This window comes from Vitreoscilla sp. C1, from assembly GCF_002951955.2.
Lineage (GTDB): Bacteria > Pseudomonadota > Gammaproteobacteria > Burkholderiales > Neisseriaceae > Vitreoscilla > Vitreoscilla stercoraria.
The window spans coordinates 2,112,392-2,124,125 of record NZ_CP019644.2; the positions used below are offsets into that span (position 1 = coordinate 2,112,392).

General features: G+C 46.6%; 13 protein-coding genes. 8 read left to right on the plus strand and 5 right to left on the minus strand.

Features of this window, described 5'->3' with window-relative positions:
- Position 1: 1 nt before the first annotated feature.
- Positions 2 to 697: a 4-carboxy-4-hydroxy-2-oxoadipate aldolase/oxaloacetate decarboxylase gene (gene ligK / locus ADP71_RS10365; protein ID WP_104932139.1), complete on the plus strand. Its 696-nt coding sequence runs from the start codon at positions 2 to 4 to the stop codon at positions 695 to 697.
- Positions 698 to 711: 14 nt separating this feature from the next.
- Complete coding sequence (locus ADP71_RS10370) at positions 712 to 1,290, plus strand: amidohydrolase family protein (RefSeq protein ID WP_216604002.1); 579 nt, start codon at positions 712 to 714, stop codon at positions 1,288 to 1,290.
- Here ADP71_RS10370 and ADP71_RS10375 read toward each other — a convergent pair.
- Entirely contained in the window at positions 1,241 to 2,494 is a 1,254-nt protein-coding gene (locus tag ADP71_RS10375; RefSeq protein ID WP_104931213.1) for an IS256 family transposase, read from the minus strand. The genes ADP71_RS10370 and ADP71_RS10375 overlap by 50 nt on opposite strands.
- A 100-nt stretch (positions 2,495 to 2,594) precedes the next feature.
- Between ADP71_RS10375 and ADP71_RS10380 the strand changes: the two genes are divergently transcribed.
- The 5 genes from ADP71_RS10380 (at position 2,595) to ADP71_RS10400 (ending at position 6,368) form a co-directional block, all read left to right on the plus strand.
- The gene (locus tag ADP71_RS10380; RefSeq protein ID WP_237343011.1) at positions 2,595 to 3,026 is read left to right on the plus strand and encodes an amidohydrolase family protein; all 432 of its coding nucleotides are present in this window, start codon (positions 2,595 to 2,597) and stop codon (positions 3,024 to 3,026) included.
- Positions 3,027 to 3,057: 31 nt separating this feature from the next.
- Entirely contained in the window at positions 3,058 to 3,468 is a 411-nt protein-coding gene (gene ligA, locus ADP71_RS10385; RefSeq protein WP_019957950.1) for a protocatechuate 4,5-dioxygenase subunit alpha, read from the plus strand.
- Positions 3,468 to 4,313, plus strand: a complete 846-nt coding sequence (locus ADP71_RS10390) for a class III extradiol dioxygenase subunit beta (protein WP_019957949.1) — start codon at positions 3,468 to 3,470, stop codon at positions 4,311 to 4,313. Before ligA ends, ADP71_RS10390 begins: the two co-directional genes overlap by 1 nt.
- Before the next feature lie 15 nt (positions 4,314 to 4,328).
- Positions 4,329 to 5,285 carry a Gfo/Idh/MocA family oxidoreductase gene (locus ADP71_RS10395; protein WP_019957948.1) on the plus strand — a complete coding sequence of 319 codons (957 nt, stop codon included), beginning with the start codon at positions 4,329 to 4,331 and terminating at the stop codon, positions 5,283 to 5,285.
- Positions 5,286 to 5,378: 93 nt separating this feature from the next.
- Entirely contained in the window at positions 5,379 to 6,368 is a 990-nt protein-coding gene (locus tag ADP71_RS10400; RefSeq protein ID WP_019957947.1) for an aldo/keto reductase, read from the plus strand.
- 60 nt (positions 6,369 to 6,428) lie between these two features.
- Here the strand turns inward: ADP71_RS10400 and ADP71_RS10405 are convergent, their stop codons facing one another.
- From ADP71_RS10405 to pobA, 4 genes are all read right to left on the minus strand, one after another.
- On the minus strand, positions 6,429 to 6,821 hold the full coding sequence (locus tag ADP71_RS10405) for a hypothetical protein (RefSeq protein WP_019957946.1): 393 nt from the start codon (positions 6,819 to 6,821) through the stop codon (positions 6,429 to 6,431).
- 189 nt (positions 6,822 to 7,010) lie between these two features.
- Positions 7,011 to 9,080 carry a tetratricopeptide repeat protein gene (locus tag ADP71_RS10410; RefSeq protein WP_019957945.1) on the minus strand — a complete coding sequence of 690 codons (2,070 nt, stop codon included), beginning with the start codon at positions 9,078 to 9,080 and terminating at the stop codon, positions 7,011 to 7,013.
- Positions 9,081 to 9,213: 133 nt separating this feature from the next.
- On the minus strand, positions 9,214 to 9,915 hold the full coding sequence (locus tag ADP71_RS10415) for a tRNA (adenine(22)-N(1))-methyltransferase (protein ID WP_158667253.1): 702 nt from the start codon (positions 9,913 to 9,915) through the stop codon (positions 9,214 to 9,216).
- A gap of 139 nt (positions 9,916 to 10,054) precedes the next feature.
- A complete protein-coding gene (pobA, locus tag ADP71_RS10420; RefSeq protein WP_019957943.1) occupies positions 10,055 to 11,224 on the minus strand; it encodes a 4-hydroxybenzoate 3-monooxygenase in 1,170 nt (389 codons plus the stop codon).
- 211 nt (positions 11,225 to 11,435) lie between these two features.
- On the opposite strand from pobA, the gene ADP71_RS10425 reads away from it, so the two are divergent.
- Positions 11,436 to 11,690, plus strand: a complete 255-nt coding sequence (locus ADP71_RS10425; RefSeq protein ID WP_019957942.1) for a hypothetical protein — start codon at positions 11,436 to 11,438, stop codon at positions 11,688 to 11,690.
- Positions 11,691 to 11,734: the final 44 nt, after the last annotated feature.

Here is an 11,734-nt window from a genome sequence, read left to right on the forward strand (position 1 = left end):
CATGGAAATGACTTTAAACCAATTGGGCGTGGTTAAACGCAATATTGAACGTGCGGATGCTGCTGCAGTTGAAAAATTATCACGCTTTGGCGTGGCAACCATCCACGAAGCGATGGGCCGCATTGGCTTGATGAAACCTTACATGCGTCCTGTATACAACGGCGCGAAAATTTGTGGCACGGCGGTAACGGTATTGTTGCAACCAGGTGACAACTGGATGATGCACGTTGCCGCTGAACAATTGCAACCGGGCGACGTGGCTGTGGCTGCTTGTACTACTGACAACGCCGATGGCTTTTTTGGCGACTTGTTGGCGACCTCTTTCAAAGCGCGCGGCGCGAAGGGCTTGATCATTGACGGTGGCGTGCGCGACGTGGCGGATTTGGAGCAAATGGGTTTCCCTGTGTTTGCCAAAGCCATTCATGCTAAGGGCACGATCAAAGCCACTTTGGGTTCGGTAAACGTGCCAGTTGTTTGTGCAGGCATGTTGGTCAATCCAGGCGACGTGGTGGTTGCTGACGTAGACGGCGTGGTCGTGGTGCCGCGTGAACGCGCGCAAGAAGTCGCTGACGCGGCTGAAAAACGCGAATCGTTCGAAGGCGAAAAACGCGCACGTTTTGAAGCAGGCGAATTGGGCTTGGACATGTACAAAATGCGTGAGCCTTTGGAAAAAGCTGGCTTGAAATACATCGACTAAGCAAAGGACACATCATGAGCACAACATTTGAAAAAACTCCCGGTTGGTTAGACTGGTACCAAGGTCCAACCAAACCCTCTTTGACATTGCCAGTAGGCGCAGTAGATGCACATTGTCACGTGTTTGGCCCAGGCGACGAATTCCCTTACGCACCTGAACGCAAATACACGCCTTGCGATGCCTCCAAAGACCAATTGTTTGCTTTGCGCGACCATTTGGGTTTTGCGCGCAACGTGATTGTGCAAGCAACCTGCCACGGCAAAGACAACCGCGCTTTGGTAGACGCACTGATTGCATCCAACGGCAAAGCGCGTGGCGTGGCCACCGTTGGTGTGAACATCACCACCGAAGAAATCCAAGCCTTACATGACGCTGGCGTGCGTGGTGTGCGTTTTAACTTCGTCAAACGCTTGGTAGATTTCATGCCCAAAGCGGATTTGGAAGCGATTGCTGCTAAAATTGCACCGTTCGGCTGGCATATTGTGATTTACTTTGAAGCCCCAGATTTGCCTGAGAGTTATTGTCAAATCTGGTGTATGGCATTCAGGCCGCTTTCTCTGTTGATTGCTCGTCTTCCTGCTTGCCATCTTTGAAGATGACGTTGTTGACCACCAAGGTCAATAAGTTGAATCCTTGAATCCGGCGCCAACGCTTTTGGGCCGTTTCCAATAATTTGTACACCATCGCCAAAGTGGTTTCTCTGGAACCGCAGTTTTTAGCCCGCTTACTACGCAATCGTACGGTAGCAAACGTGGATTCAATCGGGTTGGTGGTGCGGATGTGCGTCCAATGCACATTTGGAAAGTCATAGAATGCCAATAACTCTTCTTCATCCTTCACCAGTTTGTTAATGGCTTTGGGGTATTTGTCACCAAAGCGAGCCACTGTTTGTTTGAAGGCTTGTTCTGCACTTTCTTTGGTTTCGGCCATCCAAATTTCTTTCAAAGCCTCTCGCAATTTGCCTTGTACCGATTTGGGTACGGCTGCCAACACATTGGCCGTTTTGTGCACCCAACAGCGCTGATGTTTGGTGTCTGGATAAGACTTGGCCATGGCATTCCAAAAGCCCAACGCACCATCGCCGACCGCCAATTTTGGACTGGTTTCCAAACCCCTCAAACGCAAGCCTATCAACACTTCTGACCAACTGACTTCAGATTCCCGATAACCATCTTCAACCGCCACCAACTCTTTATGTCCTTGATCAGTCACACCAATGATGACCAGCAAACACAGTCTATCGTCCAATCGCACATTGCTGTAAATGCCATCGGCCCACCAATACACATAGCGTTTGCCCTTTAAATCCCGCTGGCTCCATTGCCGATGTTCGTCCGTCCAATGTTGCTTCAAACGACTGATGGTATTGGCTGACAAGCCTTTGGCCTGCTCTCCCAATACAGCCGCCAAAGCTTGTTGGTGGTCACCTGTGGAAATGCCTTTCAAATACAGCCATGGCAGCAATTCTTCGATGCTTTTGGTACGTTTCAAATAAGGCGGCAACAATTGACTGTTGAAACACACACCGTCACCACTGCGATCTCGTACCTTCGGCACTTTCACCTGTACATCACCAATGCCAGTCTGCACTGTTCGTTCCGGCAAATAACCATTTCTGACCAATGCTTGGCGACCATCGGGAAGTTTCTTGGGTGAGTGTTGCTCCAGCAAAATCTGCAATTCGGTTTCAACTGCTTTGGCAATCAACTCCCTGGCTCCCTGACGCAGCAAATCGGTCAATGGGTCATTGAATGTTTGCTGTGGTTGTACGAATGCATTTGGGTTAGAATCAGTCATGGCGTATTCCTTTTGTTGGTTGAAATCTTTGGTCGGAAATCAATCAACAGGATACGCCTTCTTCATTTGTTCGTCATACACCAGAAATGACTATAGCTCTTTGCCTGAACTGTGGGACTTCTTCACCAACTTGCCAACAACAGTCGTGGTAGACCACATGGGTCGCCCTGACGTGAGCAAAGATGTGAACGGCGAAGAATTTGAATTGTTCGTGAAGTTGATGCGCGAGCACAGCAACATTTGGTCGAAATTGTCTTGCCCAGAACGCTTGAGCGTGACCGGTCCTAAAGCTTTGGATAGTGAAACCCGTCCTTACACAGATGTGGCACCATTTGCCCGTCGCTTGATGGAATTGTTCCCAGAGCGCGTGTTGTGGGGCACAGATTGGCCGCATCCTAACTTAAAAGACCACATGCCAGACGACGGTTTGTTGGTGGAATACATTGCACAAATTGCACCAACCGAGACTGAACGCCAACAATTGTTGGTCGACAATCCGATGCGTTTGTACTGGCCTGAAGAAGTCGCTTAAAACACTATGTTTTATATAGAAGAGAGATACCATGGCAATTGAAAAACCGTATAAAGACATTCCAGGTACCATCGTGTTTGACTCTGAGCAATCACGCAAAGGTTACCATTTGAACCAATTTTGCATGTCGTTGATGAGTGCAGAGAACCGTGCGCGCTTCAAAGCCGATGAGCGTGCGTATTTGGACGAATGGCCAATGAGCGAAGACCAAAAACAAGCGGTTTTGGCGCGCGATTTGAACCGCTGCATGGACTTGGGTGGCAACATTTACTTTTTGGCCAAAATCGGTGCAACCGATGGTCATTCTTTCCAACAAATGGCAGGCTCTATGACCGGTATGAGCGAAGAAGCATACCGCGACATGATGCTCGGTGGCGGTCGCAAAATTGACGGCAACCGTTACATCCATGAATGGGAAGACAAAGCAAAGGAAGACAAATAATGGCTAAAATCACTGCAAGCGTGTACACCTCACACGTGCCAGCAATCGGCGCGGCTTGGGACTTGAAAAAACACGAAGAACCCTATTGGAAAAAAGTGTTCGATGGTTATGAGTTTTCCAAACAATGGCACAAAGACAACAAGCCTGACGTGGTATTCTTGGTTTACAACGACCACGCCAACAATTTCAGCTTGGAATTGATTCCAACATTCGCGTTGGGTACCGCTGCCAATTTTGAAACCTGCGACGAAGGTTGGGGCCCGCGTCCTGTACCTGATATTGAAGGTGCACCTGATTTGGCGGCACACATTGCGCATTCTGTGATCACGCAAGACTTCGATTTGACTTTGTGCAACAAAATGAAATTGGACCACGGTTTGACCGTGCCAATGAGCTTGATGTTTGGCGATGTTGAACAATGGCCAGTGAAAGTGATTCCTTTGCACGTGAACGTGGTGCAATACCCGATTCCTTCAGGCCGCCGTTGCTACGAATTGGGCAAAGCCATTCGCCGCGCGGTTGAATCTTACGACGAAGATTTGAACGTACACATTTGGGGCACAGGCGGTATGAGCCACCAATTGCAAGGCCCTCGCGCAGGTTTGATCAATCCAGAATGGGACAACCAATTCTTGGACGATTTGATCAACACGCCTGCTGAGTTGGCTGAGAAAAACTACGTGGAATATTTGCGTGAAGCAGGTTCTGAAGGCGTGGAATTGGTGATGTGGTTGATCGCTCGCGGTGCCATGGACGAAGACAAAGCGCCAAAAGTGACGCACCGTTTTTACCATGTGCCAGCGTCCAACACCGCAGTGGGTCACTTGATTTTAGAAAACCAATAATTTAGGAAAGACGACATGACTCAAAAAGTACGTATCGCCTTAGTCGGTACCGGTGCATTCGGTATCAAACACTTAGATGGCTTGAAAAACATCGACAACGCAGAAGTGACTTTTGTCGTTGGCTCTTCCAAAGAAAAAGCACAAGTGGTTGCCGATCAATACGGTATTCCTAACGCTTCAGGCAGCTTGGACGAAGCTTTGGCTTCAGACCAAGTGGACGCGGTGATTTTGTGTACGCCTACACAAATGCACGCAGCACAATCTGTGGCTTGCTTGAAAGCGGGCAAACACGTGCAAGTGGAAATTCCATTGGCAGACACTTTGGCTGGTGCTGAAGAAGTGTTGGCGTTGCAACAAGAAACCAAATTGGTAGCGATGGTTGGCCACACTCGCCGCTTTAACCCATCACACCAATACGTGCACAACAAAATCACGGCAGGCGAATTGAACATCCAACAAATGGACGTGCAAACTTACTTCTTCCGCCGTAAAAACATCAATGCCAAAGGCGAACCACGCTCTTGGACCGACCATTTGTTGTGGCACCATGCCGCGCACACCGTTGACTTGTTCCGCTACCAAGCAGGCTCTCCCATTGTAAAAGCCAACGCGGTACAAGGTCCGATTCACCCTGAATTGGGCATTGCGTTGGACATGTCGATTCAATTGCAAGCTGAAAACGGCGCGATTTGCACCTTGTCTTTGTCGTTCAACAACGACGGCCCTTTAGGCACATTCTTCCGCTACATCGGCGACAACGGCACTTACATCGCCCGTTACGACGATTTGGTCACTGGCAAAGAAGAGCCAATTGATTTGACAGGCGTGACTGTATCCAACAACGGTATCGAATTGCAAGACCGCGAATTTGTGGCAGCCATTATCGAAGGTCGTGAGCCAAATTCATCGGTTCAATCGGTGATGGATTGCTACCGCACTTTGCATGCTTTAGAGCAACAATTACAGGCTTAAATCTTATTTAAGCGTGTAAACAAACACCCATTAGGTTGCGTACAGGTCGCCTAATGGGTGTTTTTTATCTTCATACATTCAAAAGGATTTGGCATGTTTGCACCACGCACTTTGGCCGACACTCAGGTTAACCCTATTGGTTTGGGCTGCATGAATTTGAGCCACGCTTATGGCGTCCCACCGACACAATCCGAAGCGCAAACCTTGCTCTTCAAGGCTTTGGATTTGGGTTACAACCATTTAGACACCGCCACACTTTACGGTTTTGGCAAAAACGAAACCTTAATTGGCAACACTTTAAAAAGCCAACGCCAACAATTTTTCTTGGCCAGCAAATGCGGCATGGGCGGCGTCGATGGCAAACGTGTGATTGATGGGCGTCCTGAAACCTTGCGCCGCCAAATCGACGAATCATTAAAACGCTTGCAAACCGACGTGATTGATTTGTATTACTTGCACCGCTTTGACAAAAGCGTGCCAATTGAAGAGAGCGTTGGCGAAATGGGTCGCATGGTCGAAGCGGGCAAAGTACGCTTTTTAGGCTTGTCGGAAGTCTCTGCCGAAACTTTGTACAAAGCGCACCAAGAACACGCCATTGCCGCCGTGCAAAACGAATACTCATTGTGGACACGCAATCCAGAATTGGGCACGATAGCGGCCTGTAAAGACATAGGCGCAACGCTGGTGGCATTTAGCCCTGTCGCACGCGGTTTTTTAGGCAATGTGTTGCACGACACAGCCACTTTGCCTAGCAATGACATTCGCTTGGGTATGCCACGCTTCAAAGGCGAAAATTTTGCTGCCAATTTGAATTTGTTGCCTGCTTACGTCGCGTTGGCACAAGAAGCTGGCTGCACGCCTGCGCAATTGGCTTTGTATTGGGTTTTGGCACAAGCAGACAACATCGTCGCCATTCCGGGCACCACCCAATTGCAACATTTGGCAGACAATATTGCTGTATCTGAATTGAATATTGCAGCTGACATTTTGACCCAAGCGGGCAAACTGATCAACCAACAAACCGTGACAGGTACACGCTATCCTGCGGCAACGCAATTAGAAATTGACACAGAAGAATTTTAATCGCTTTCCAATATGTAATAAGCGTCCTGTAATCTTTACAGGACGCTTTTAAACACTCAATTAATTCATGGTCACGACAATTCCAAATTTTCTCATGACCCAAGCACCCAACAACACGCCCAACAAACTCGTCACAAACCCGCCAAACAACACCACCACAAATACCATCGATGCCCCTCCGCCCTCATACGGGGCGATGCAATCGATGTAATATGCCAGCAATAACCACGGCACGAAAAATACACAACCGACAACAGCGCGCAAAGGATTCAAAAAAAGCCAAGCCACAATAGCGGGTAGCAAAGGTGGCAAAATAAAAAATCCGATGCTGCTGAGCAAAGTCAACATGTCTTGTTGATAACACGTGACGCCCGCCACTGTTTGGCTTAACAACACCGCCACCATCGCCACAAGTCCCCATTTTTTAGCTTGTGTGCGGTTTAAAATTTTCATGCTAAGCGTCCTGTAAAATGAGTATGCAATTGGATAAGCATCATAACAAAGCGCCAATTTAAATATACAAAAATCATAAAATAAGCATATAAAAATCCTCAATTCATGCATTTTTAAAACAATGGATAAAAAATCAGCGTCCTGTAAGTTACAGGACGCTGCTGTTTAAATGCCCATATTCGTGTAATTTCAAGAGCCCATTTTGTCAGCCAAACGATACCATTTGAGTGCTTGTTTGCGATTGACTTTCACCCCTTCACCAAACTCATATGCATATGCCAAATTGTATTGAGCATCTTCATGCCCTTGCGCTGCTGCCAAGCGATACCATTTCATCGCTTCTTTGGCATCGGTCAACACGCCCTCACCCGTATCATAAGCGTAAGCCAAATAATATTGGGCATCGGCATGACCTTGCTCTGCCGCCAAACGGTACCATTTCAATGCCTCTTGGGCATTTTGCCCCACGCCCTCACCAAAACTATACGAGCGACCCAAATCAAATTGGGCATCCATATGATTTTTAGCTGCTGCCAACAAATACCATTCTACGGCTCGTTGGGCATGTTCATTCACACCCAACCCAAAATCATATGCACGCCCTAAACGGTATTGAGCACCCGCATGATCTTGTTCCGCTGCCAAACGATACCATTTCACCGCTTCTGCAAAATCTTGTGCCACGCCTTCGCCCAACTCATACAAACAGCCCAAATCAAACTGCGCATCTACATCGTCTTGCATGGCCGCCAAGCGGTACCATTTGGCCGCTTCTTGCTGGTTTTTTACTACCCCCTCGCCCCAGTTATAAGCACAAGCCAAATTGTTTTGCGCATCCATATGACCTTGTTCGGCAGCCAATCGATACCAATACACCGATTTTCTTTTATCGGTGAGCACGCCATCACCAAAATCATATGCACATGCCAAACGGTATTGGGCATCGGCATGACCTTGTTGTGCCGCCAAAAGATACCATTTCACCGCCTCTGTGCTGTCCGCGGCCACACCCTCGCCTTCATCATAAGCATAGCCTAAATAATATTGTGCGCCGATATGGCCTTTTTCTGCCGCTTGCCGATACCACACCAAAGCCTCGTCCACACTCTCCAACACCACATGCCCATGCCCATACCAATTTGCCAATTGATACATCGCCTTATCCGAGCCTTGCTCAGCTGCTTGCGCCAATGTTTCCAAGGCCGCATAAGCATCTTGTTTGACGCCAACACCATTGGCATACATCATAGCCAATTGGTATAAAGCTTCGGGGTTTTGGCTTAAGGCCGCTTGTTTTAAAATGGCAAACGCCTGTTGTAAGTCTTGATTGATGCCATATCCTTTGGCATACATTTGTGCCAACTCCAATTGCGCCTCAATGCAATCTTGCTCTGCCGCTTCATGAAACCACAACAAAGCCACTTCAAAATGATCCGCCACAGCATCCAATTCTAAATACACCCGCCCCAATTCCAATTGCGCCACGGCATAACCGCTGTCAGCACTGCGCTCAATCCAATGCAAATACAAATCACGATTGGCTTTGATTTTTTGACCATCGGCATATTGCATTGCCAAATCATATTGGGCTTGAGCATGTTGGTTTTCAGCTGCTTTTTTCAACCAAATCAATCCTTTTAAAAACTGATTGTCTTGCCAATATTGTTGTGACAATTCGTATTGCATTGCGGCATTTTGCTGAGTTTGTGTCAATAATGTCGTTACAGTGGTTTCAGAAACAGGCGGTTTAAGTACGGCAATAGAAGCGTCATGTAACTCATCGTCTTCTTGCATTAAATCAGATACACGCTGCAAACTTGCAGACATGGTTTCGGTTTGAAGGGGTTGATTGGGCAAGCCTAATTTGGGCAAAGTGACAGGCAATTGCCTAGACATAATTTGTGCAAACCACAAAGCCAATTTGTCGGCTTCTTGTAACAATGATTGAATATCACTGTCGCCTATGTCTTGTGCATGAGCCGCTTTGTTGCCATGCAAACGGATTTGATGCATGCTGGCAATGATTTTTTCATCGAATAATTGGGTAAAACTGTGACTGCTCAAATGTGCAAACAGCGTATTTTCCACAGGCTTTTTCAAATACAAAACCTCATAGACCCGCTCTACAATGGCGCTCAAATAAGCTCGCAAACACAATAAAGCCACATCATTGCGCTGGGTTTTCGCCGCTTGCAAAGCGTGATGTCCATGCTTATAAGCTTCAGGCCACGTGCCTTTTAAAAGATTAAGATGGTTCATTCACGCCCCCAACCCATAAAAGAAATTTAAATCAATATCATAAACTTATGCAAAATATCTATTGGATTTTAAATCAACCATCTTAACGATACACGTTATCCAACCATAAAAACAATATTTACAATACATGTTTTTATGAAGATTGCAAAATCTGTTGGTATAACAAGATAAATTCGGTTTCCCAAGCCGCATCTTGACCCGCTTTGAACTTGGCTTGCTGCCATTTTTTCACCACTGCTTGACGTTTGCGAACGTATTGCAACAACACTTCGCTGCGCTGCGCCAAATTGATTGATCCTAATTCCGCTTCCATCAAACTGAGTGAATAAGGGCGGCCTGTAAATTGCACCACCAACGCTTGGTAAATACGTCCCTCGGCTGCCAAAATGGTTTCAGCCTCAACTTCAAAGCCTTGTTGCACCAAATATTGACGCAATGCAGCGATTTCGGTCTGTGGCTGCAAAATCAGGCGCACGCCTGCTTGCTTTAAGGACGCTTGCGCTTGCATCATGCGCACAATCGTGTCGCCACCCATCCCACAAATGGTAATATCGGCTTGTTCAGGCAGCTTAATTTGCGCCAAACCATCGCTCAAAATGGTACTGATTTGCGCAGACAAATTGGCAGCGGCAATATGTATTTGGGCTTGTTGCAATGGCTGTTTTGCAACATCTGCGGCAATCGCTTGCTGAGTTTTGCCGCTTTGCACCAAAGCAATCGGCAAACGTGCGTGATCGGTACCCACATCAATGACACACACATCAGAGCGCACTTGTGATGCCACCCAAGCCAAACGGGCATCCAAGCCCAAACTCTTCCAATCTTGTTCCATCATTTGCCTCAATCGCTTCTTATGCCGCAAAATCAAACATTGTAGCGCAGTCATTCTCAAGCGTCCTGTAAAGCCTGCGCCCACAAAAAACCGCTGCCTCAGCAGCGGTTTTCAATGTGTGTGTTTATTTATTGTATTGCAATTAGTATGGCAAACCTGCGTAGTTTTCAGCCAACAATTTGGCACCATTTTCTGAATTGATCAATTGATTGAATTCAGCTTCTTGCATTTTGTTGTCCCAAGCATCGTTTTCTGGGAAGGTGTGCAACATTTTCGTCATATACCAAGAGAAACGTTCTGCGCCCCAAATACGAGCCAAACAACGTGCAGAATAACCATCAATGCCTGCTTCGCTGTTATTTTGGTAGAAATCTTCAAACGCATCCGCCAAATACAAAACGTCACTTGCCGCCAAATTCAAACCTTTGGCACCTGTCGGTGGTACGATGTGCGCAGCATCGCCTGCCAAGAACAATTTTTTGTAACGCATCGGCTCAGACACAAAGCTGCGAAGTGGCGCAATCGATTTTTCCAAGCTAGGACCAGTGGTCACTTTAGCCGCATCTTCAGGCAACATGCGAGATTTCAATTCGTCCCAGAAACGCTCATCAGACCAGTCTTCTACATTTTCAGTCAAAGGCACTTGCAAGTAGTAACGGCTGCGGGTTTCAGAACGTTGGCTGCACAAATAAAAACCTTTGTCGCTCTTACCGTAAATCAATTCGTGGTCGCAAGGTGGCACGTCAGCGAGCAAGCCCAACCAGCCAAATGGATACACGCGTTCGTAAGTTTTCAATACATCGGCAGGAATGGTTGGACGAGAAACACCATGGTAACCATCACAACCTGCAATGAAATCACAATCCAAACGGTGGGTTTCACCATCTTTTTCATAAGTGACATATGGAGATTCACCATCTACATCATGCAAAGCCACATTTTTGGCTTCGTAAACAGTGGTTGCACCGATTTCTTCACGCGCTTCCATTAAATCGCGTGTCACTTCTGTTTGACCGTAAACAGTCACATTGCGACCGACTTGTGCTTTGAAATCCACACGGTATTCTTGACCGTTGAAAACCAATTTACAACCATCGTGCGGCAAGCCTTGCTCTTTCAAATTTTTAGTCACACCTGCACGGGTCAAACCGTCAACAGTCACGCTTTCCAACACGCCAGCTCGAATACGACCTAAAACATACTCACCTGTTTGACGCTCTAAAATCACATTGTCGATGCCGCTTTTCGCCAAAATTTGACCTAACAACAAACCTGATGGACCTGCACCAATGATGGCTACTTGAGTTTTCATCTTCTTTATGTCCTTAAAATAGTCTTTTAAGTTATTTGAAATTTTGTAATTTTTCATCCGCACGCAAGCTTCTGCGTATCGGAAATGCAGACAAATTATTCAAAAAAACGAAGCATCTATAAACCTCATAATTGTTCTAACAGATATATTTTTTAAATCACTTAATATGGATTAAATGCTTGACTTAACGCAATAGTTTGAAATATTCAATATGTTCATGATTCATCTGGCTAACTATTGTGAACCTTTTTTCAGCACAGAATTTTTTGGTGAAGTTAAATCTCTCTTCAATCCAAGACTTCATACAGCAACCGCTATTTTCATGCCGCAGCAAAAAACGATTGAATGGGATGATGGGATGGATAACAAAGATTTGAACCAATTGAATGAAGCATTTGGCAATTGGGTTGGAAACCCTCTAAATTCTTTCTTTTCGGTTGTACCCAAACCAACACCAAACCATTAGGATGCTTAAAAAACGAGCACTTTCACTGACTGCTTAAACCCCAC

Bases quoted from the DNA above. Each gene is read 5' to 3' on its own strand.
- ligA (WP_019957950.1), top strand. From the start codon at position 3,058: ATGGCAATTGAAAAACCGTATAAAGACATTCCAGGTACCATCGTGTTT.
- ADP71_RS10415 (WP_158667253.1), bottom strand. From the start codon at position 9,915: ATGATGGAACAAGATTGGAAGAGTTTGGGCTTGGATGCCCGTTTGGCT.
- ADP71_RS10425 (WP_019957942.1), top strand. From the start codon at position 11,436: ATGTTCATGATTCATCTGGCTAACTATTGTGAACCTTTTTTCAGCACA.
- ADP71_RS10410 (WP_019957945.1), bottom strand. From the start codon at position 9,080: ATGAACCATCTTAATCTTTTAAAAGGCACGTGGCCTGAAGCTTATAAG.
- ADP71_RS10375 (WP_104931213.1), bottom strand. From the start codon at position 2,494: ATGACTGATTCTAACCCAAATGCATTCGTACAACCACAGCAAACATTC.
- ligK (WP_104932139.1), top strand. From the start codon at position 2: ATGGAAATGACTTTAAACCAATTGGGCGTGGTTAAACGCAATATTGAA.
- ADP71_RS10370 (WP_216604002.1), top strand. From the start codon at position 712: ATGAGCACAACATTTGAAAAAACTCCCGGTTGGTTAGACTGGTACCAA.
- ADP71_RS10405 (WP_019957946.1), bottom strand. From the start codon at position 6,821: ATGAAAATTTTAAACCGCACACAAGCTAAAAAATGGGGACTTGTGGCG.
- pobA (WP_019957943.1), bottom strand. From the start codon at position 11,224: ATGAAAACTCAAGTAGCCATCATTGGTGCAGGTCCATCAGGTTTGTTG.
- ADP71_RS10395 (WP_019957948.1), top strand. From the start codon at position 4,329: ATGACTCAAAAAGTACGTATCGCCTTAGTCGGTACCGGTGCATTCGGT.
- ADP71_RS10390 (WP_019957949.1), top strand. From the start codon at position 3,468: ATGGCTAAAATCACTGCAAGCGTGTACACCTCACACGTGCCAGCAATC.
- ADP71_RS10400 (WP_019957947.1), top strand. From the start codon at position 5,379: ATGTTTGCACCACGCACTTTGGCCGACACTCAGGTTAACCCTATTGGT.